This window comes from Acidovorax sp. JMULE5, from assembly GCF_013376875.1.
GTDB lineage: Bacteria > Pseudomonadota > Gammaproteobacteria > Burkholderiales > Burkholderiaceae_C > Acidovorax > Acidovorax facilis.
Genome location: NZ_CP035951.1, coordinates 3,638,596 through 3,658,544 on the forward strand (window position 1 = coordinate 3,638,596; position 19,949 = coordinate 3,658,544).

A 19,949-nucleotide genomic window follows, 5' to 3' on the forward strand; every position below is an offset into this window, starting at 1 on the left:
GCCCGGGGTCCATGGAGGACTCCGGGCTTTGTCAGGCAAGAAAGGAGGGGAACCGCCGCCCACCTTGGAGCCGCCCCCTGCGTCAGGGCGGCCCCACGAGGGGATTTACTTCGCGGGTGCTGCCTGCGGTTGCTGATGGCGGCCTTCGCCACCCCGCATGCCGTGGTGCCCGTGTCGGCCTTCGCCGTCGCCCTTCATGCCTGCCATGCCTCCCATACGGTGGCCGTGGTGGGCCTGGGCGTCAAAGGTTTTTTGCTGCTCGGGCGTCAGCGCCGCGTAGAAGGCCTTGGTGGCCTCGCCACGGCGGTCGGCCTCAGCGGCGTGCTGGGCGCGCATGGCCCGCATGCGGTCGATGCGCTCGGGGGTGGTCAGTTTGTCCATGTTCTGGCGGTCCAGACGGGCAGGGCGTTCGCCCGGTTGCATGGCCGCAGTGAACGTTGTCCATGCGGGTTCTTGCGCGGCGGTCAGCTTGAGCTGGCCCTTGAGGGCGGCCAGGCGTTTGGCATGGTGTTCGGCACGTTTTTCTGCACGGTCGCCATGGTGGCGTTCGTGCCGTTCTCCGGCCTTGTAGCGCGGGGCGGCTTCGGTTGTGGGGGCGCCAGCAGCGGGTGGGGTGGCCGGGGCTGGCTGGGCCAGAACAGGCAGGGCCAGCGCGGCCAGAACAGCGGTGGCGGCAAGGCGGTGTTGGAAGCGGAAAGCCATGGTGTGGGTCCTTTTACGGGGGGTGGCTCGCTGGAACGACCGTTCCGGCGATTGAGAGTCAGTGTCCGCCCCGCATGTATCGCGGCCGTGCGCGTTGGATGACGCTGTGTAAAGTTGTGCCAAGAAGCTGCAGGCCTGCGCGATCAAGGTTTTGATAAAAAATGGCCGCTAGCGCATATCCATAAAGCGCTAGTAGCTATTGTATTTATAGCTAATTCAGACGGCCATCGTTGCTTGTGCGCTCCGGCGGCAGGCTGCGTGCCGACGACCACCGACAATGGCATGTTCCGTGTCGGGCGGGCTGTTTTGCTCACGGGTTCGATCGCTCGATCATCCGTTGGCAATAGCTTCACCGATAGAGAAAGTGCTCTCGCTGAAAGCGCTTCACCACCAACGCTCCCGAACAAAAGGTTATCTGTGTTCAAGAACATGATCGTGTACCGCATTGCCCCGCAATGGCAGGTTGAATTGACGCAAGTAGAAGAAGCCCTGGCCAAGGCGCCCTTCATGGAATGTGGCGCCACCCAGGAAAAGTCCCTGGGCTGGGTGCCCCCGCGCGGTGATGCACACGGCCCGCTGGCCGAGTCGGTCGGGGGCCAGTGGATCCTGCGCTTCATGGTCGAATCCAAAGTGCTGCCCGGCAGCGTGCTGGCCCGCCGCGTGAAAGAAAAGGCCGAGCGCATCGAGCAGGAAACCGGCCGCAAGCCCGGCAAGAAGGAAAGCAAGGAGCTGAAAGACGAGGCCAAGCTGGACCTGCTACCCATGGCCTTCACCAAGCAGGGCTCGATGTGGGTGTGGATCGACACCACCTCGCGCCTGCTGGTGCTGGACACCTCCAGCCAGGGCCGCGCGGACGAAGTGGTCACCCTGCTGGTCGAGGCGCTGCCCGGCCTGTCGGTGTCGCTGCTGAATACCCAGACCAGCCCGCAGGCCGCCATGGCCCACTGGCTCAAGGAACAGGAACCGCCCGTGGGCTTCACGGTGGACCGCGAGTGCGAGCTCAAAAGCGCCAACGAGGAAAAAGCCGTGGTGCGCTACGCCCGCCACCCGCTCGATATCGAAGAGGTGCAGGCCCACATCGACGCCGGCAAGCTGCCCACCAAGCTGGCACTGACCTGGGACGACCGCGTGTCCTTCATGCTCACCGAAGGCCTGCAGATCAAAAAAGTGTCGTTCCTGGACACCGTGTTCGAGGGCACCAAAGCTGATGACGGTGGTTTTGATACCGATGTGGCGATTGCCACCGGCGAGCTGGTCAAGCTGATCCCCGATCTGATCGAAGCGCTGGGGGGCGAGGCCGAGGGTGGGGTGGCTGCGGCGTCCGGTGAAGTGACGGATCACCGTCGCCCTGCGACGGGCATGGATTCCACCGGAGCCTCCCCATCGGCTCGCAAAGGCAGTGCCCAGGGGATCGTGACCGGGCCGGCACAAGCGCCGGTCGATACGGACGCGGACACGGCGCCTTTTTGATGGCAACGGGGCGCGAATGGGCGCCGCCTCCAATCCATCCGTTTGAGATAGAAAACTGATGAACCAAGCGATCCCTGCATCCAAAAACCATTCCATCGAGACGCTGAGGGCGGCGGCTGTGGTACTGGTGTTCACGAATCACCTGCACTCCTTGAATATTCTCAGTATTCCCTACTTTGGAATTTCTGGCGGATGGATGGGAGTGCAGATATTTTTCGTTATCAGCGGGTATTTAATCATTCAGAGTGCGCTTCGGTACTCTGCCGCTGACTACATACGGCATCGGGTGCTGAGAATATACCCTGCGTATATTTTATGGTTTTTTGTATTCTTGATCGTTTTCAAGCAGTTCCAGTTGAATTCTATCGATGTCAAGAGCCTCCTGATCCATCTGCTCTTTCTTCAGCATTTTTTCCCAGATGCCTATCTGAAGTACAACCCTCTGAGCGTGAGCTGGACCCTTACCATTGAGATGGTCTGGTATGTCGTTGCATTTCTCATTGCCACTCGTTTTGTCAAAAGCCCTTCCAAAATTACCATAGTGTTTGTCGGCTTGGCTTGTTTCTGGGTTTATGGCGGAATGAACTTTCATCCGCTGGTAAAAAAACTCGAAGGAATATATATCTATTTTTTTGTCCAGAACAACGCAATATCGCAATTGCCCTTCTTTCTTTTTGGTGCGTGGATAGCAGTAAAAAATCCGAAGTATGACAAGGCTGCCTTGCTGTCAATTTTTATCACCACCATTTTGCTGTACAAAGCGTGGGAGCCCGTTGTATCCACCCCCATCTTTGTCACCGGCTTGGGAATTTCTTCTCTTTTCTTGATTTTGAAAGATTCAGAGTACGAGAATACGAAATTTGTGAAAATGCTTTCGGATATTTCTTATTCGTTCTATCTTGTTCATTATCCAATTCTTGTTCTGTCAAAAAATTTCCTCATAAACAATTATTTGCAGATGGTGTTGGCATTTTTCGTGACGATCGTTGTTTCCTATTTGAGTTATAAATTTGTTGAGCAGCCATTTATGAATATGGCCAAGAGAAGAGAGAAAAAGAAAATGGTGATCGGTAGTGCTTGAAGTTCCTGTGTTAAATTATTTAACTGTCGCATCCCGGACGATCATATGGTCGCTTGAGAAACAGGTGCGGGTGGGTCTGGTACCACTCTTTCATCGCCTGCATCGGCGTACTGCTCTTGAGCGCTGACTGCGGTAGCTGGTGGTTGTACAACGCCACATAGCGCAACAAGGTCTGCTCCATGTCTTCGCGGCTGTTGAATCGGTGGGTCTTCAGAACGTCCGCAATGCGGCCGTTAAATCGCTCCACCATGCCGTTGGTTCTGGGTGTTCTGGGCTTGGTCAGTCGGTGCTCGATGCCTAACTCCTGGCACAGTTGATCGAATTCATGGTTGCCGCTGGGTTCGCGTTCCCGGCTGGCAAACAGACGGTCCGTGAACTCTTTGCCGTTGTCGGTCAACAGCTTGTTGATCCTGATCGGACAGGCCTTGTGCAACGCCTTGAGGAAGGCCTGTGCACTGGCAGCTGTCTTGTTGGCCTTGAACTGCACGAACACCCATCGCGTGGCCCTGTCGATGGCCACGAACAGGTAGCGCCGGCTGCTCTCATCCTGCATCTGGGGCAGGTACTTCACATCCATGTGCACGTAGCCTGGCTCGTAGCTCTTGAAGGCCTTGTAGGCCAGCGCAGGCTGCTGGGGCTTTAGAGCATTGAGGTTGCCCGCTCCATGGCGGCGCAAGCACCTATCCAGCCCGGAGCGCGAGACATGGGGACAGATGAACTCCCGTGTCACGGCCAGCAGGTCATCCAAAGGCAACAGCAAGGTACGCCGCAAGTGAACCACCACTGTTTCTTGTGCTGGCGTGAGCACGGTCTGCAGGTGGTGGGCAGTGTGAGAGCGGTCTGCAAAGACGGAACGCTTCTTCCACTTGTAGACCGTCTGCTCAGTGATCCCAAAGCGCTGGGCCAGGACGCTGGCTGGTTCATCGCTGGCTGCGATCTCGGCACGCACGGCGGGCGTGGTGCGGGCGTTCTTGTGCAGGGCTATCAACATGGCTTCACTCCCTGGGTGGATTGCAAGGACTCTATCAACTCCTTTAGAACCGCTCGCGCCATGAAGAGTGGATAGCGTTTGGAGTCTATGCAATCGTCCGGGATGCGACATTTAACGTATAGTTTCTGAGTTTTTCCTTTGGAATGCGGTGTTCAGTGAAATTGCATACAAAAATTGAATACCGACCTGATATCGATGGCCTGCGTGCGATCGCCGTGTTGATGGTTCTGGCGGTCCATGCATCGCCAGCCAGCCTCCCCAATGGGTATGTGGGGGTAGACCTGTTCTTCGTGATTTCCGGCTACCTCATCACATCGATATTGCGTCGAGAGATTGCCCAAGGCCAGTTTTCCATTCGGGATTTCTATGTCCGGCGGATCAACCGAATTTTTCCCGCGCTGTTCTTGGTATTTTTAGTGTGCCTGGTCGCAGGCCCGGCGCTGATGTATGCCGGTGAATACCAGCAAACGGGCAAGGCGGCGCTGTTCAGCGTCTTGTTTTTGGCCAATGTTCATTTTTATTGGGAGTCGGGCTATTGGGACGTGGCCAGCAAGCTCAAGCCGCTGCTGCACCTGTGGTCGCTGGGAGTTGAAGAGCAGTTCTATTTGCTGTGGCCCGTCCTATTGCTATGGGCACACCGCACCCGGCGGTCCGTGGTGAATGTCTCGCTGGTCGTGGTGTTTGCTTCGCTGGTGGTCAATCTCGTGCTCACCAGCAAGAACCAAGCGGCCGGTTTTTATCTGCCGTTTGGGCGGGTGTGGGAACTGGCTGCGGGCGGATGTGTGGCGTGCATTGCGTGGCTGCGCGCACCGGCGGTAGAGAACGGGGTAGAGAGCCCCGACGGGCGCGCTTTTCGCAACATTTTGGGTTGGTCCGGCATGGGCTTGCTGGTGGCCACACAACTGTCGTTCATGGAATCCGACGCGTTTCCCGGCTTTTATGTGGTACCGGTCATCGTGGCTGCTGCAATGCTGATCTTGGCGGGGCCTCAGGCGTCATTCAACCGCAGGGTGCTTTCGCACCCGATGGTGGTCTACATTGGCAGGATCAGTTTTCCGCTGTACCTGTGGCACTGGCCGCTGCTGGTTTCTGTACGTCTGCTGGGCGATGGTCAATGGTCGTCTTCCCATCGCAATCTGGCGGTCTTGGCTTCCGTGCTTCTGGCGATGCTGACCTACCATGCCATGGAAAAGCCGCTGGCCACGCGCGTAGCCCGAAAGAATGTGCTGGCCATGGTGCTATTGGGCCTGATGGCAGTCACCGGTGCGGTGGCCTGGATGGCCAGCGTGGGCAAGGTTTCGCTGACCGCAGCGCCTTTTGTCAACGCGGCGCTGCCTGCGTATGACAAGTCGACGATCCAAAGCCAGGGCCGGATCGCGTTGGTAGGAGACAGTAACGCCGGGCATTTGGTCTATGGCCTTTCGCTGCTGTATGGAGACCGGCTGGACGTAGCCGCCACCCCGGGGTGGCCTTACCTTGACGGGGTCAGGTACCGCAGTGGCTTTGTGCCGCACCCCGAGCACGTGGGGACACCCGAAATGACTGAGGCGGCGCTGCGCCGCATCGAGGCGGACCCGGAGGTTCGTTTGGTGGTGTTGTCCAACGTGTACAGCATTTACTTCACAGGCAACAGCCTGCGCAGCATCGGTGGTGCCGGGCACACCGAGACGTCCGCGCAGGCGTACGAGCGGGGACTGCAGCGCACGCTGCAGCGCTTGCGGGCCAAGCACAAGAAGGTTGTGCTGGTCAAAACCATTCCCATCCAGTCTCCACTGCTCAACGTGACAGGCTGCGCGGAGGGGGTACGGCCCGTTTTGCGCCGGCGCCCTGCGGAGTGTGTGCGCTCCAGGCAAGAGGTGGAGGCCGAACGGCAAGACTACGAGGCTATGCTGGAGCGGGTGGCGGCGCAGATCGACGGAGTCACGTTGTTCAACACATTCGATGAGCTATGCGACGCCCAGTCCTGCTACGTCAACCGCAATGGCGTTCAGATGTACATCGATTCGGGCCATTTCACCACGGCAGGCAGCCAGCTCATGGCGGCGGCCCTGGCCCGCAAAATCGAGGATGTGTTGGCGAATTGAGCCGCTGGTGTTCCGACTCCCTCACCAGGCGCTAACGGCAACGCGGGCGCGGGTACGCTTTCTTGCATTCCGTCACGGCCCGTGGGTCGCTCCTGGAGGCCCTAATCGGCGTTGCCTCAAGGCGCTGGGCGCGCTTCAGAAACTGTGCGAGCTGGCCGCTGCGACGCGACCTGGGAGATTGCGCGCACAAACAGTTTTTGCCAGGACTCCTGGGTCGAGTCTTCAATGAGCTGGGGCATGAAACCAAAGACCAAAGTGCGCTGGCCGCTCACCATGATTCCCTGGTCTTTTTGCAAGAGTTCAGTCGCCCGCACCTGGTAGCCGGGGCGGGGAACGATGGACGCGTACCCCGCATACACCTGCTTGGAAGGCTTGAGCCGGTAGATCTTCCCGTCGATGAGAAAGATGCCGCCGTTCTTCTTCCACTCAATATTGGCAATGCCAAACACCTCATGCATCCAGTCAAAGGTGGGCTTGCCGTTTTCGTCAAATTCACCCAGGCGCATGTCCTGAATCAGTGCCCCGCCGTTTTTCCAGTAGGTGGTTAGCTTGGCCTTGATGCTCTGGGGCATGGCGGCCTGGTGGGGCACCAGGATGGCGTCCAGCTGCCCGATGATGGGGTCGTCCGCGAGAAGGTTCTTTTCGCCGATGACATGGACCTGCATGCCGGGCTCGCTGCTCAGAATCTTGTAGGACGCGAACAGCGCATCGCGGTGGGTGTTTCTGCCCGCGCTTTTCTCACCGTGCCACACGTGGAAGTTGGTGGTGGAGCCCAGGATGCCAATTCTGACCCGGCGTTCCGTGCCCGCTGTGACGGCGGGGCCCGGCTTGGCAATGCGGGCGTGAAGCTTGTTCAGCTGCAGGCCAGCCAGCGGCCCCCCACCTGCCTGGTGGTGGAAGCCTCCGATCTCGTAGCCCATCACATGGGGCTGGGCCAGCGACTGGGCCACCGCCTGCTGGATGACGGGGATCAGCTCTGGCGTCTTCTTGGCTGCTTCCCACCGCTCACCATATGCGCCCACCATGACTTTCTTGTAGCCCAGTGAACCCATGTAGTTGGCCAGCGTGGGCAACACATCGGGGTCTGCCACCAGCCCATAGCCATCGTAGAAATTGAAGTCGATGACTGCGATGTCAATGCACGGGGCCAGCTTTTCGACGACACCCGTGGCGTAGATGGCGTCGTGGGAGGTAAAGGTTTCTGCAAAGTAGCCAATCGCCTCTGCCCCCTTGCTCCGGATCACATTGGCGTAGGCGCAGGTGGCTTCCTGGAGCCGGGTTTCCCGGAATTCCTTGTGGGCGTGCAGCAGGGGCTCTGCTTTAGGAACACCTGCTGCGATGTGGTTGTTGTAGTTGATGATGGGCTGTTTGGCGTTGTACTTTTTGGCAAACGCATCCTGGGTGGACTCTTTGTAGTCCCGCCACTGGTAGCCCATCTGCCCGTACTTGATTTCGTGCTCTTCCTGCAGTCCGATGGCGTAGCCCAGGACCTTGCCGGGGTAGCGCTTGGAGAAGTGATCGACCGTCTGTGCAATGAATGGGTCTGCATACTTCCTGATCGACGCATCGGTGAAGTCGGGCTGCCAGCTGGGGTCGCCCGAGAAATTGCGCATCGCCATGTCTGGATGTGCCGTGGTGATCCATTGCGGCACGGTGGACATGTTGGGCACGAGCTGGCCCGTCTCGTCCTTGTAGGGGCGTCCACCCATGTCAATGACCAGCAGCAGCGACAGGCCGCCGTTGACGATGGCATCCAGATGGCGGTGGTACTGGGCAAATTCGTACTGGCCCTTGCGACTTTCGATATCGGACCAGTTGAGATAGACGGTGGCGTGGCTGAAGCCCTGGGCCTTGAGTTCGCGGGGCAGGTTCTGGTTCTGATTCAGATCCCAGGGCATGACGATGATGCTGGAGACGGGAGCGGGTGGAGGTGGGGCTGCTTGGCTGGCCAGCGCAACCAGCGAAACAAGAACGGCGGCAATGCGGAGAATTTTTTTCATGAAAGCGCTGGAAGAAAGATTCCGTAGGAGGCGTTGGGCGGCCTGGATTCACAAAATGCGCCCCTCGCTGGGCGGTCGAAGCGCTGGCAACAAGAGGGATTTCCATTCCATTGTTCCATGAACAACAGGGATACCTTGATCATGTGCTGCGCTACACCGGCACGGGTAGGTAGTGCGCCACCACCTGCTCGGAAGCCCGTTCAGCAGGCCGTCTGCACCATCTCCGCCAGTGCATGCACATAGGGGTCTACGATGCCCAGCACGCCGAATTGCGTGACCAGCTGATCGAGGTATTCGCGGTTGCTGCCGATGCGGCCACAGGCGCTGGCTATGGTGGCGGCGGTGGCCTGCATGGACAGGTCGCCCCGGTAGTGTGGATGGGCTGTATTGGCTGTCAGCACCAGCGCCTGGTTGACAGCACCCTGTGGCGTCTCCAACGGCAGCAGGGTGGGGCTGTAGGCGCCGGTGATCATCTCGCGGCGCCAGAGCAGGCGTGACTCCTCTTCAACCGCACAGGCCGGAATGCGGAACACCAGCCCGTCGCAAGACTGCGTTGCGTCGCGCTGCAGCGTGAGCACGAGGCCGGGGCAATCCGGTGTGCCCCGGCCGATGGTGGTGCTCAGCGCAAAGCGCCGGGCGAATCCCGGCAGGTGCGCCCTGCGGACTTCGGCAAACTCCAGGCCGGGGTTCCACATCAGCGAGCCATATGCAAACACCCACAGGTCGTCCCGGCGTTCGGACACGCCCGCCAGCACCTGGCGGCGCGAGCGCTCGACGTCACCGTCGGGCAGGCGCCAATCGATGGGCAGGCCCTGGCTGCGCGCCTGCGCGTCCCATTCCGCCAGGACCTCGTCGGTCAACCGCAGTCCGCAGGCGTGGGCGGGGATGAGCCGTCCTTGAAGTTCGGGAAGGTGCACAAAGGCAGGGGGCGTCATGTGCTGGGGCTGCAGGAGATCGTGGGGCAAGCTCTACTGTAGTGGTCCGAGAACGGTTGGATCAATGGGCCGACTGACAACTCAGTGTTCCAGCGATGGTGTTGATGGCGGCGCGCGGTGACGTGTTACGGCAGAGGCCATGAAAGAAGGGGGCGCCGCCGTGGCGATGGGCCATCAGCGGCCCACAAATTGCGCGCTTTGGCGTTGGTGAAAAGCCTCCACCCCCGCACGGAAGTCGTCGGTGCCCGCGCAATGCACAAAGGCGTCTTTTTCGGCCGCCAGTTGTTCGGGCAGAGTGCGGTCCATCGATGCGCGCATGAGGCGCTTCATCGCGCCGTAGGCCACGGTAGGTCCGGCGGCCAGGCGCTGGGCCAGGGTGGTGGTGGCACTGTCCAGTTCGGCGGCAGGCACGACGCGGTTGATGAGGCCCAGGCGCAGCGCGTCGTCGGCGGTGAAGGCTTCGCCCAGCAGCGCGATCTCCAGCGCCTTGCGCAGGCCCACGGTGCGTGGGAGCGCCCACGAGGCGCCCACGTCGCAGCTGGTGCCCAGGTTGATGTAGGCCAGGTTCAGGCGTGTGCCTTCGGCGGCGATCACGTAGTCGGCCATGAGCAGCAGGCTCAGGCCCGCGCCAGCGGCCACACCGTGCACTTGCGCAACGACGGGCGCGTTCATCTGCGCCAACAGGAGCAGTGCTGCGTTGAGTGGCGTGAGAATGTCGATGGCACCCTGCACCGGGTCGGCGCGCAGCGTGGCCAGGTCGCCACCGGCCACGAAACCCCGGCCGTTGCCACACAACACCACGGCGCGCACGGCAGGGTCGGCGGCAACGGTCTGCACGGCGGCGAGGACGGCGTTGGCCATGGGAACGTCGATGGCGTTGAGCGCATCGGGCCGGTTGAAACGCAGCGTGGCGATGGCGCCGTCGCGCTCCAGCAGCAGGGGGGCGGTAGGGTCGGCGGCGGTGGTTTTCATGTCAAATTGGCCTCTAGCGCTTGATGGATAAGCGCTGATAGCTCCTGTTTTGATAGTAATCTACGCGACAAGTGGTAAGCCCAGCGCTAGCGGTACAGCGCCTCGATCTCGGCCGCATAGGTCTTGTAGATGCTGGAGCGGCGCACCTTCATGGTTGCGGTCACCTCGCCGTCGTCGTGGTCCAGCTCCTTGGTGAGCAGGTGGAACTTGCGGATCTGCGATACCTGCGCGAGGCGCTGGTTGCCCTGGTTGATTTCCGCATCGATGAGGACACGCACCTCGGGGTGCTCCACCAGCGAGCGAAAGTGCGTGAACGGAATGCGCCGCGCCTCGGCCCACTTGCCCACGGTCTCGTAGTCGATCATCACCAGCGCGCCGACGAACTTGCGCGCCTCGGCCACGATGATGCATTCCTTGATGAAGGGGCTGCCCTTCATCGTGTTCTCGATCTCGGACGGCGTGAGGTTCTTGCCGCCGGCCGTGATCATGATGTCCTTGAGGCGGTCCACGATCTGGATCTGGCCTTGCGATTCGCGCACCACGTCGCCGGTGTGCAGCCAGCCGTCGATGATGCTGCTGGCCGTGGCCTCGGGGTTCTTGTAGTAGCCCGCGAACACCATGTCGCCTTTGATCTGTAGCTCTCCGTTGTCGGCAATGCGGTGCTCCGCGCCCAGCGTGGGCACGCCCACGGTGCCCACCACCACATGGTCCAACCGGTGGCCCGTGACCATGCCGGTGGATTCGGTCAGGCCATACACCTCGATGAGCGGCACGCCGAGCACGCGGAAGAAGCGCACCACGTCGGGCGGAATGGGCGCGGCGCCGGTGAGCGCCACATGGGCATTGCGCAGGCCGATGAAGTTCTGCAGCGCACGGAACACCAGCCAGTAGCTGGCGGCAAAGGTCAGCTTGTCGGCAGCGCTCCAGGCACTGCGCGGCTTTTCGGCCAGCGGCTTGCAGGCGTTGTAGGCCTTGTGGAACAGCGCGCGGCGCAGGCCACCCGTTTCCTGCAGCTTGATGTGGATGGCCGCGTGCAGCTTTTCCCAGATGCGCGGCACGCCCAGGAACATGGTGGGAGCGACCTCGCGCAGGTCTTCCTGCACGGTGCGGATGGACTCGCCAAAGTTCACCTGCGAGCCGATGTACACGGGCACAAAGCTGGTCAGCATCTGCTCGGCCACGTGGCACAGCGGCAGGTACGACAGGTGCGTGGTCTCGCGCGTCAGCTCCAGCCGGTCCACGATGCCAGGCACCACGCCCCGGATGTTGCGGTACGAAATCATCGCGCCCTTGGGCTTGCCGGTGGAGCCCGAGGTGTAGATCATCAGGCCCACATCGTCGAGCCGCTGGCGTGCGAGGGCTTCGTCGATGATGGCTTGTTGGCCCGACGCTGCGCCCAGCTGCTCGACCTCGTCAAAGGTGGTGATGAACTGCCGCACCTCGGGCGCAAAGCTGCGCAGGCCCTTGGTCTCCATGACCACGATTTTTTTCAGACGTGGCAGATCGGGCAGCGCGGCCAGCAGCTTGTCGGTCTGCTCCTGGTCTTCGCAGACCATGATCTCGATGTCGGCATGGCCCACCACATAGGCCACCTCGTTGGTGGGGCTGGTGGGGTACACGCCCACGGTCACCGCGCCCACCAAGCCTGCGCCCATCTGGGCCAGCACCCATTCGATGCGGTTCTCGGAGATCACGCCCACATGCCCGCCCGCAGGCAGGCCCAGTGCCCGCAGGCCCATGCCGAAGTGGCTGGCGCGCTGGTGGTACTGCGTCCAGGTGAAGGGCTTCCAGATGCCGAAGTCCTTTTGCCGGATGGCGATGCGCTGCGCATCAGTGCGTGCGCGCTCGCGCAGCATCTGGGGCAGGGTGAGTTCGGGAAGTGTGCTCATGACAGCCAGCGTTTGCGACGCTTGTAATGCTTGATGTCCTTGAAGCTTTTCGCCTCGCCGCCACCACCCATGCCCAGGTAGAACTCGCGCACATCGGGGTCGTTGGCCAGGCGTTCGGCCGTGCCGTCGATCACGATCTTGCCGTTCTCCATGATGTAGCCCCGGTGCGCCACGGCCAGGGCCACGGTGGCGTTCTGCTCCACCAGCAGCATGCTGGTGCCACGCTCGGCGTTGATGCGCGCGATGATGGTGAAGATGTCTTCGACGAGCTTGGGGCTGAGACCCAGCGAGGGTTCATCGAGCAGGATGAGCTGGGGCTGGGCGATGAGCGCACGGCCGATGGCCAGCATCTGCTGCTCACCGCCTGACAGATAGCCGGCCAAACCTTTGCGCCGCTCGTGCAGGCGCGGGAAGTAGCTGTAGACCAGGTCAAAGTCGGGCGTCGCATCTTTGCGGCCGGTGAGCGCATAGGTGGCGGCCACCAGGTTTTCTTCGACCGTGAGGTCTTCAAACACGCGGCGACCTTCCATCACGTGGCTCAGGCCATTTCGCACCAACTGCTGCGGCGCGAGCGCTGCTGTGGGCTGGCCGTTGAAGTGGATGCTGCCGCTTTCAACCACACCATCCTCCAGCGCCAGCAGGCCCGAGATGGCCTTGAGCGTGGTGCTTTTGCCCGCCCCGTTGCTGCCCAGCAGCGCCACGATTTCCCCGCGCGGCACGGCTAGCGACAGACCGCGCAGGGCCTGCACCACCTTGTTGTAGATGACCTCGATGTTGTTGACTTCGAGGACGTTGGCCGGGGCATGCGGGGTCATGGCAAAGGCAAGGTCAGAGCTTGATCCAGTCGGAGGCGGCGACCATTTTTTGTGCCTTCATGTCGGCGCGGTACACGCGGCCCACGGGAATCGAGTTGCCGCTGATGGTGATTGGCACGCCGATCAACCCGCCCGTGTCGAAGTCCTTGATGCTGTTGAGCGCGGCCTTGAGGTTTTTGCCATCGAGCGGCTTGCCCGCATCCAGCGTGCGCTTGGCCGCCTCGGTGAACAACATGGCGGCGAGGAAGCCCTGGATGTAGGCCGTGCTCTGGTACTCCGGCCGCAGCGCGCGGATCTTCTCCAGCATGGGCGCCTTCTCGGTGTCGTAGTAGTAGCGATAAGGCATCACACCCATGAAACCGTCGCCGTCCGGGCCCATCTTCATCACGGTAGAGCTGTCCATGGTCCAGAAGGTGCCCATCCACTTGCTGGTCATGCCCTGCTGCTTGCCCTGGGTGATGAACTCGGGAATGGGCGCGAGGATGTAGCCGTGGAAGATGGTGTAGTCCGGGGCTGCGCGGCGCAGCTTGATGACTTCGGTGGACACATCCACGCTGCCAGCGGGCGTCATGATCTTGATGGGCACCGACAGGCCCAACTGCTTGGCCATGGCTTCGCTGGACTCGATGGGGTCGCGGCCGAATTCCGAATCGGAGTACACGAAGGCCACCTTGGCACCGGGCTTTTCCTTGGCGATGTGCTTGAGCAGGATGCCGAACATTTCGGTGTAGTCGGGGCCCACAAGGAACTGGTTGGGGTACTTCTTGGGGTCGTTGAGTTCGGTGGCAAACGACGCGCCCGCCATCAGGATGTTGCCGTTGCGGTCCAGCTCGGGGTTGATGGTCTTGGAGAAGCCGGTGGAGTCGCCGTAGTACAGGTTGACCTTGTTCTGACTGGTGATCTTCTTGAACGCAGCCACTGACACATCGACTTTGTAGCCCGTGTCCTCGGGCACGTACTTGAGCTTGCGGCCCTTGATGCCGCCCGCGTCGTTGACCATCTTCACGTAGTCGCCAATGCCTGCGTTGATGCCCACGCCCGCAAACGCGAACACGCCGGTGAGCGGGATGGAGCCGCCAATCACGATGTCTTCGCCTGACTGCGCCAGCACCGACAGCGGGCTGGTGAGTGCGGCGGCGCCAGCGGCGGCCAGCAGTGTGCGGCGGCGTGGTGAGGTGAGGGTCTTGTGCATGCGTGTCTCCTGGTGGTTTAGTTTCTGAAAGGCCAGAGATGGAAGAAACGACGGACGCGCCGCCACACTTCGGCCAGGCCATGGGGCTCGAAGACGAGAAAACCGATGATGAGCAGACCAAAAATGACGGTGCGCACGGGCGAGAGGAACACCGTGAGTTCCGTGCCGCCGGGCAGCAGGCCCACGACGAGCTTGAGCAGCTCGGGCACCATGGTCATGAACACCGCACCCAGGATGCCGCCCAGGATGGAGCCCATGCCGCCCACGATGATGGCCGCCAGGAAGAAGATGGACATGAGCAGCGGAAAACTCTCGGGCGTGACCACCCGAAAGAAGTAGGCCCACAGGCCACCCGCCACACCGGCATAAAACGACGACAGGCCAAACGACAGCAGCTTGTAGCGCAGCAGCGGAATGCCCAGCACCTCGGCCGAGATGTCGCGGTCGCGGATGGCGATGAAAGCGCGACCGACGCGGGTGCGAAACAGGTTGGCCGCACCCAGCAGCATGAGGAGGGTGACGGGCACGATCAGCCAATACAGGCGGAACGAGGTGTCGAGCGCCATGCCGAACAGCTTGGCAGGCGGCACGCTCAGGCCCCCGGTGCCACCAGTGAATTTCCAGTTGGCAAAGATGAAGTGCGCAATGAACGATGCGGCAATGGTGGCAATCGCCAGGTACAGCCCTTTGACGCGCAGCGATGGGATACCCACCACGATGCCACCTAGCATCGCCACAAAGCCCCCGGCCAGCAGGTTCAGGATGAACGGCGTGCCCACCTTGGTTTCCATCACGGCCACGGTGTAGGCGCCCAGGCCCATGAAGGCTGCCTGCCCTAGGCTGACCAGCCCCGTGTAGCCCGTGAGGATGTTGAGCCCCGTGGCGCTGGCCACGTTGATGCTGACCAGGCAGGCCAGGTACAGCCAGTAGTCGCTGGCCATGAACGGGAACAGCACCAGCAGCGCGGCGCCCACGGCCAGCCACACTTTTTGCGTGCGCGAGTCGAACAGCGCCGCGTCGGCGATGTAGGTTTCCTTGAGGGTTCCGATGCGCATGCTCTAGAGCCTTTCGATCTCGTGCGTGCCGAACAGGCCGTAGGGACGGACGAGAAGCACCGCGACCAGCACGATGAAGGTGGCCAGCAGCTTGTATTCGCCGCCCAGGTAGGCCCCGGCCAGCGCCTCGATGAGGCCAATGAGAATGCCGCCGACGAGCGCGCCCAGCACGCTGTCGAGCCCGCCCACGATGACGACCACCAGCACCGACAGGCCGAACACGCCCATGCTCGATGAGATGCCACCAATCGAGCCGACGATGATCCCGGAGATGGCCGCGAGCATGGCCGACGCCACCCAGGCGAGCGAGAACACACGCGGCACGTTGATGCCCACCGAGTACGCCGCCGCCTGGTCGCTGGCCGTGGCGCGCAGGGCCACGCCACCGCGCCAGAAGCGGAACACCACCAGCACCGCCGCGATGAACACGATGGCAATCACCGCGCCCCAAAACACCTTGGGCGCGAGGAACGCGTCACCCACCATGATGGGCTGGCTGGGCATGAAGTCGGGCAGGCGGCGCTGGTCGGCGGTCCAGATCATCTCGACCAGGCCCACGAGCACCGAGGCCAGGCCCACGGTGACCATGAAGACGGAGATGGGTGGCTCGCCCAGCAGCGGGCGGATCATCGTGCGCTCGATCACGGCACCCAGCAGGCCCGTGCCCAGCACGGCGGCCGGAATGGCCAGCCACAGCGGCAGCGCAAACGTGGCGGCAAAGGTGAAGAACAGGTACGCACCCACCATGAGCAGCTCGCCAATGGCGATGTTCACGACGCGCGTGGCCTTGTAAACCATCACGAAGGCCAGCGCAGCGAGCGCGTACAGCCCGCCGCTCGCGATGCCCGTGAGGCTGATTTCAAACAGGTAGGCCCAGTCCATCATGCGGCTCCCTGCGGGGTGGTGGAGTGGCTGCTGGCCCGCAGCTTGGCGCGCAGGTCGCCCACATCGCCAGCGCCCAGGTAGGCACGAATCACCTCGGGGTCCGCCTGCACGGCAGCGGGTGTGCCCTGTGCGATGACCTGGCCGAAGTTGAGCACCACCACGTGGTCCGACAGGTCCATCACCATGCCCATGTCGTGCTCCACCATCAGCACCGTCACGCCCCACTCCTCGCGCACGTCGAGGATGAAGCGCGCCATGTCTTCGGTCTCTTCGCGGTTCATGCCCGCCACGGGCTCGTCCAGCATCAGGATCTGTGGCTGCATGGCGAGGGCCCGGGCCATCTCCACGCGTTTTTGCAAGCCGTAGGGCAGGGCCGAGACGGGTGCGTGGCGGATGTGGTCGATTTCGAGGAAGTCGATGATGCGTTCTTCGATGTCTCGGCGCAGCTCGGCCTCTTCGCGGCGCGCGCGGCCGAAGTACAGCAGCGCGTCGAGCACGTTGGTTTTGAGGTGCGCGTGGCGGCCCAGCTTGATGTTGTCGAGCACGGTCATGCCCCGAAACAGCGCAATGTTCTGAAAGCTGCGGCCCAGGCCGAGCTTGGCGCGCTGCGGTGCGGGCACGCGGGTGATGTCCTGCCCCTGAAAGCGGATGGAGCCCTGGCTGGGCCGGTAAAAGCCTGAGATGGTGTTGAACAGCGAGGTCTTACCCGCACCATTGGGGCCGATGACGGCGGTGATGGAGCCGGGCTGCACGTCAAAGCCTACGCCGGTCAGCGCCTTCACGCCACCGAACGCCAGGGTCACGCCCTGCACCTGCAGCAGGGGCATGGCAGCAGCGGGGCCGGAAGGGGTTGTCTCCATTGGCTTTCTAATACGGGTTGTTCGCAGCTTCTGAACAGAAATTTCTTGCAGACCCTGCAGAAATTTCCTACTTGTGCGTAAACTGTTTACTCGTGAGTAGATTTTGGAAGCCGCCACCCCGTTCAGCATCCGTACTTTCCCGAGGAATCGCCCCCCATGCCCCAGGCCAAAGCGGCATCGACCCGACGCAGCAGCAAAAGCAGCACGAGCAGCGGCAGCAGCTCCCAGCGCGCGGCCTCCAAGCCCTCATCCGCAGCCCCGGCACCCGGGCCCGAAGACGCGCCCGACGCCGCAGCTTCGCCCTGGGCTCCTGTGTCGCACCGCGAACGACAGCGCGAGGCCAAGCGCAACGCCGTGCTGCAGGCCGCGGCGCAGTTGTTCAATGAGCGCGGCTTTCATGCCACCTCGCTCGACGACATTGCGGCGCGCTTGAACGTGACCAAGCCCACGCTGTACTACTACGTGAAGAACAAGGACGAGATCCTGTTGCAGTGCGTGAGCAAGGGGCTTCAGATGATGCTCGAAGGCATAGCCGCTTCACGCGCCGCAGGTGGCAAGGCCATCGACCAGCTCATGACTTGCATGCAGGTGTATGCGCGCATCGTCACCATGGACTTCGGCATGTGTCTGATCCGCGTGGGCGACGAGCAGGTGCCCCCCGAAAGCCGCAAAGAGCTGCGCCGCCTCAAGTCCGCCATCGACCAGGAGTTCCGCCGCCTGGTGGCCGAGGGCGTGGCCGAGGGCTCGATCCAGCCCTGCGACCCCAAGATTACGGCCTTTGTGATTGCGGGTGCGCTGAGCTGGATCGGCCGCTGGTACCAGCCCGGCGGCGAGTACACAGCCGAGCAGGTGGCGCAGCAGTGCATTGCGACTTTGTGTGATGGGGTGTTGCGGCGGCCTGCCCAGGCTGCTGTGCCGGAGGTGGTGCCTGTCCCTGCCGCCCAGCGCAAGGTGGGGGGTGCCAAGGCCAAGACCCCGGCTCGGTCCGGCAAGGCCTGATGCCTCCCAGGGGCTAGGATCTCAAGGTTTTTTGGCCTCTTCCGCGCGATGGGGATGTCTTGATAGCTATCTATTTAATAGCGTTTTGCAGGGCGTTGCGTTTGCATCCCTGATGCTTGCGCACCCGTCTAAGTTGAGCTTTTTATAACCTCACGCTGCGCTTGGACAAGCTCAGCATTACAGGTTGTCGTCAATGCCGTGCCTTTGCTGCATGGTGCGTCAGCGGCTTCCTGTGATGGGCTTGCTTAAACAGGTTGTTTAACCCGCTACCGTGTTCTTAGTGCTGGTTTGGGTTTTATAAGTCGTTGATTTATATGAAATATCCTGCGGCATAAAGCATTGCTTTACCTCTAGGTATTGCCAGTTGGCTTAAAGACGGCTGCATCTGACAGATACCAACGGGCCCAGCGCCGCTGACCGAGAACATTGATCACCCCTTCATTGCGCAACTCCTCCAGGAGCTTTTGGACGGCCTTCATGGGAAGGGAGGGCAGCACTTGTCTGAACTCGCTCAACGGCGCACCGGCTTCACCTTGGTCTTTGAGATGCTGCAGCAGCAAAGCCTTGTTGGTTCCATGATCCAAGCCCCGTTTCCGGGTGTAGGTGCCTTTGCTGCCCAGCGACGCATACAAGGCGGCCGCCAGGATGTATTTGGCGGTCTTGCCCCTACCAATAGTTTCTACGGCACCCACTTCCGCAAGGGCTGGCAATCGTTCCTGTAGCTGGGGTGCCATGGGCCGACCCTGTTGCAGGCATTCCAGGGCCAAATAGTCCAGTGTAGATAAGCTGCGCAGCGTCTCCTCCCCTAGCCGCTCCATGAACCGCACAAACGCCGGGTTGCGTACGCCACCCTCTAGCGTCAGCCGCACCTCGTGCGCGGCGGTGCCGGCAAAGCTGGGCAGGGGCTTGCCTTGACGCACAGCACTTTCCATCATTAGGTTCAAGCCCTGGCCGGACCGTTCGATTAGCCCGCAGCGCCCCAGGGCTTCGGCCAGTCGGCGGTTGCGCGGGTATTGCTGGTCGATGATGTTCTCAGGCGTGATGCCAGGCGGCAGGCCGCCGGGGCTCACTACCTCCAATCGCTTGGCAAATTGCCGCACAAAGACCGAGCCTCCCAGGCGGTAGTCGCGGTGGGCCACCGCGTTCAGGATGGCCTCGCGTACAGGCACCTCGTCAAAGGTGGGCAGGTCCATGCGAAAGAAATCGTCCTGGTAACTCTGCCGGTCGTTACGCAGGTTGATCTTTTTCCACAGTGCGTCTTGCCAGGCGAAGAAGCCTGCGCGGTATTCCTCGCGGTCGGCCGCCGGGCCTGCGGATTCCGAAGAGCGGTATTCAAACACCAACTCGGCCTGCGCCAGCCACCGCGTGAGTCCTGTGCGCGTGCCAAACAGGATAAGCGCCGCGTAGCTCACTTGGTCGCCGTCCACCAGCAGTTCGGCATCGCGCAGCGTTTGCAGGTCGCTCAGTTCGCGCCTGCGCGTGTCACCGCTCTTTTGGGCCCAGCGTTCCCGGAACAGTGCAATGGACGTCGGCTCCAGGTCGGCCAGCGTGGCACCGGGACAGGGCTGGGCTGAAAAGTCAGGGCCCGTTTCGGCGAACATCTCTCGCAGTTCCTGGCCACTAAGAGCAGCCAGATCGTCGCCCGCACGCTTGAAATAGCGGCCATCGATCTCCCACGCCGTACCCGGCAGGCGTGGTGGAACGTGAACGATTAGTACGCGCCCTTCGGGAACAGCAGCTCTTCCACTGGAATGCGGTGCCCCAGCCGCTGGTGTAGCCCAGCCTCAGTCCGTTCCGGTGGGTCAAACGCCTGGGTTCCCACGATGCTCCGTGGGCGTTTGTCCGTCACGCCCAGCACGATGGTGCCGCCGCCCTCGTTAGCCATTGCCACGCAGTACTTGAGCAGCTTTTCAAAGTCGTAGCGCTGCTTGGCCTCTTTGAATTCCAGGCGTTGGCCTTCGGGTTCAAGCAGCCATTGTTGAAGCTGGGCGACAGAGGTGGGCATGAGGCAGGCAGTAG

The 19,949-nt window shown here is 61.7% G+C and carries 17 protein-coding genes; 4 read left to right on the forward strand and 13 right to left on the reverse strand.

Going from position 1 to position 19,949, the window contains the following annotated elements; genetic code table 11:
• Window positions 1-105 precede the first annotated feature (105 nt).
• The gene (locus tag EXV95_RS16545) at window positions 106-702 is read right to left on the reverse strand and encodes a Spy/CpxP family protein refolding chaperone (protein WP_176887663.1); all 597 of its coding nucleotides are present in this window, start codon (window positions 700-702) and stop codon (window positions 106-108) included.
• 417 nt (window positions 703-1,119) lie between these two features.
• Here EXV95_RS16545 and EXV95_RS16550 point away from each other — a divergent pair, with 417 nt between their 5' ends.
• The gene (locus EXV95_RS16550) at window positions 1,120-2,172 is read left to right on the forward strand and encodes a recombination-associated protein RdgC (protein ID WP_176887664.1); all 1,053 of its coding nucleotides are present in this window, start codon (window positions 1,120-1,122) and stop codon (window positions 2,170-2,172) included.
• A 58-nt stretch (window positions 2,173-2,230) separates the two neighbouring features.
• On the forward strand, window positions 2,231-3,253 hold the full coding sequence (locus tag EXV95_RS16555) for an acyltransferase (RefSeq protein WP_176887665.1): 1,023 nt from the start codon (window positions 2,231-2,233) through the stop codon (window positions 3,251-3,253).
• A gap of 19 nt (window positions 3,254-3,272) precedes the next feature.
• Here the strand turns inward: EXV95_RS16555 and EXV95_RS16560 are convergent, their stop codons facing one another.
• Window positions 3,273-4,244 (reverse strand): IS481 family transposase, encoded by a 972-nt coding sequence (locus tag EXV95_RS16560; RefSeq protein ID WP_176887666.1) that lies wholly within the window; start codon window positions 4,242-4,244, stop codon window positions 3,273-3,275.
• 155 nt (window positions 4,245-4,399) lie between these two features.
• Between EXV95_RS16560 and EXV95_RS16565 the strand changes: the two genes are divergently transcribed.
• Window positions 4,400-6,328 carry an acyltransferase family protein gene (locus EXV95_RS16565; RefSeq protein ID WP_176887667.1) on the forward strand — a complete coding sequence of 643 codons (1,929 nt, stop codon included), beginning with the start codon at window positions 4,400-4,402 and terminating at the stop codon, window positions 6,326-6,328.
• Between the two features lie 116 nt (window positions 6,329-6,444).
• On the opposite strand, the gene EXV95_RS16570 is transcribed toward EXV95_RS16565, so the two are convergent.
• The 9 genes from EXV95_RS16570 to EXV95_RS16610 form a co-directional block, all read right to left on the reverse strand.
• On the reverse strand, window positions 6,445-8,328 hold the full coding sequence (locus EXV95_RS16570) for a beta-galactosidase (protein WP_176887668.1): 1,884 nt from the start codon (window positions 8,326-8,328) through the stop codon (window positions 6,445-6,447).
• 200 nt (window positions 8,329-8,528) lie between these two features.
• Entirely contained in the window at window positions 8,529-9,263 is a 735-nt protein-coding gene (locus tag EXV95_RS16575; RefSeq protein ID WP_176887669.1) for a gamma-glutamylcyclotransferase, read from the reverse strand.
• A gap of 174 nt (window positions 9,264-9,437) precedes the next feature.
• Window positions 9,438-10,235 (reverse strand): enoyl-CoA hydratase/isomerase family protein, encoded by a 798-nt coding sequence (locus EXV95_RS16580; protein ID WP_176887670.1) that lies wholly within the window; start codon window positions 10,233-10,235, stop codon window positions 9,438-9,440.
• Window positions 10,236-10,321: 86 nt separating this feature from the next.
• Window positions 10,322-12,124 (reverse strand): long-chain fatty acid--CoA ligase, encoded by a 1,803-nt coding sequence (locus EXV95_RS16585; protein ID WP_176887671.1) that lies wholly within the window; start codon window positions 12,122-12,124, stop codon window positions 10,322-10,324.
• Window positions 12,121-12,939 carry an ABC transporter ATP-binding protein gene (locus tag EXV95_RS16590; protein WP_176887672.1) on the reverse strand — a complete coding sequence of 273 codons (819 nt, stop codon included), beginning with the start codon at window positions 12,937-12,939 and terminating at the stop codon, window positions 12,121-12,123. Before EXV95_RS16590 ends, EXV95_RS16585 begins: the two co-directional genes overlap by 4 nt.
• Before the next feature lie 13 nt (window positions 12,940-12,952).
• Window positions 12,953-14,131 carry an ABC transporter substrate-binding protein gene (locus EXV95_RS16595; RefSeq protein ID WP_176887673.1) on the reverse strand — a complete coding sequence of 393 codons (1,179 nt, stop codon included), beginning with the start codon at window positions 14,129-14,131 and terminating at the stop codon, window positions 12,953-12,955.
• 17 nt (window positions 14,132-14,148) lie between these two features.
• Entirely contained in the window at window positions 14,149-15,186 is a 1,038-nt protein-coding gene (locus tag EXV95_RS16600; RefSeq protein ID WP_176887674.1) for a branched-chain amino acid ABC transporter permease, read from the reverse strand.
• Between the two features lie 3 nt (window positions 15,187-15,189).
• Complete coding sequence (locus tag EXV95_RS16605) at window positions 15,190-16,071, reverse strand: branched-chain amino acid ABC transporter permease (RefSeq protein WP_370460082.1); 882 nt, start codon at window positions 16,069-16,071, stop codon at window positions 15,190-15,192.
• Entirely contained in the window at window positions 16,068-16,931 is an 864-nt protein-coding gene (locus tag EXV95_RS16610) for an ABC transporter ATP-binding protein (protein ID WP_176887676.1), read from the reverse strand. The genes EXV95_RS16605 and EXV95_RS16610 overlap by 4 nt, the downstream gene beginning before the upstream one ends.
• 156 nt (window positions 16,932-17,087) lie before the next feature.
• Here EXV95_RS16610 and EXV95_RS16615 point away from each other — a divergent pair, with 156 nt between their 5' ends.
• Complete coding sequence (locus EXV95_RS16615; RefSeq protein ID WP_176887677.1) at window positions 17,088-17,930, forward strand: TetR/AcrR family transcriptional regulator; 843 nt, start codon at window positions 17,088-17,090, stop codon at window positions 17,928-17,930.
• Between the two features lie 350 nt (window positions 17,931-18,280).
• Here the strand turns inward: EXV95_RS16615 and EXV95_RS16620 are convergent, their stop codons facing one another.
• Window positions 18,281-19,531 (reverse strand): ATP-binding protein, encoded by a 1,251-nt coding sequence (locus EXV95_RS16620; RefSeq protein ID WP_255484767.1) that lies wholly within the window; start codon window positions 19,529-19,531, stop codon window positions 18,281-18,283.
• A gap of 110 nt (window positions 19,532-19,641) precedes the next feature.
• A complete protein-coding gene (locus tag EXV95_RS24995) occupies window positions 19,642-19,935 on the reverse strand; it encodes a helix-turn-helix domain-containing protein (RefSeq protein ID WP_255484768.1) in 294 nt (97 codons plus the stop codon).
• Between the last annotated feature and the right edge of the window lie 14 nt (window positions 19,936-19,949).

Excerpts from the sequence above, each read along its gene's own strand:
- EXV95_RS16545 (WP_176887663.1), bottom strand. The coding sequence starts at position 702 with ATGGCTTTCCGCTTCCAACACCGCCTTGCCGCCACCGCTGTTCTGGCC.
- EXV95_RS16555 (WP_176887665.1), top strand. The coding sequence starts at position 2,231 with ATGAACCAAGCGATCCCTGCATCCAAAAACCATTCCATCGAGACGCTG.
- EXV95_RS16560 (WP_176887666.1), bottom strand. The coding sequence starts at position 4,244 with ATGTTGATAGCCCTGCACAAGAACGCCCGCACCACGCCCGCCGTGCGT.
- EXV95_RS16570 (WP_176887668.1), bottom strand. The coding sequence starts at position 8,328 with ATGAAAAAAATTCTCCGCATTGCCGCCGTTCTTGTTTCGCTGGTTGCG.
- EXV95_RS16575 (WP_176887669.1), bottom strand. The coding sequence starts at position 9,263 with ATGACGCCCCCTGCCTTTGTGCACCTTCCCGAACTTCAAGGACGGCTC.
- EXV95_RS16580 (WP_176887670.1), bottom strand. The coding sequence starts at position 10,235 with ATGAAAACCACCGCCGCCGACCCTACCGCCCCCCTGCTGCTGGAGCGC.
- EXV95_RS16585 (WP_176887671.1), bottom strand. The coding sequence starts at position 12,124 with ATGAGCACACTTCCCGAACTCACCCTGCCCCAGATGCTGCGCGAGCGC.
- EXV95_RS16590 (WP_176887672.1), bottom strand. The coding sequence starts at position 12,939 with ATGACCCCGCATGCCCCGGCCAACGTCCTCGAAGTCAACAACATCGAG.
- EXV95_RS16595 (WP_176887673.1), bottom strand. The coding sequence starts at position 14,131 with ATGCACAAGACCCTCACCTCACCACGCCGCCGCACACTGCTGGCCGCC.
- EXV95_RS16600 (WP_176887674.1), bottom strand. The coding sequence starts at position 15,186 with ATGCGCATCGGAACCCTCAAGGAAACCTACATCGCCGACGCGGCGCTG.
- EXV95_RS16605 (WP_370460082.1), bottom strand. The coding sequence starts at position 16,071 with ATGATGGACTGGGCCTACCTGTTTGAAATCAGCCTCACGGGCATCGCG.
- EXV95_RS16610 (WP_176887676.1), bottom strand. The coding sequence starts at position 16,931 with ATGGAGACAACCCCTTCCGGCCCCGCTGCTGCCATGCCCCTGCTGCAG.
- EXV95_RS16615 (WP_176887677.1), top strand. The coding sequence starts at position 17,088 with ATGCCCCAGGCCAAAGCGGCATCGACCCGACGCAGCAGCAAAAGCAGC.
- EXV95_RS16620 (WP_255484767.1), bottom strand. The coding sequence starts at position 19,531 with ATGTTCGCCGAAACGGGCCCTGACTTTTCAGCCCAGCCCTGTCCCGGT.
- EXV95_RS24995 (WP_255484768.1), bottom strand. The coding sequence starts at position 19,935 with ATGCCCACCTCTGTCGCCCAGCTTCAACAATGGCTGCTTGAACCCGAA.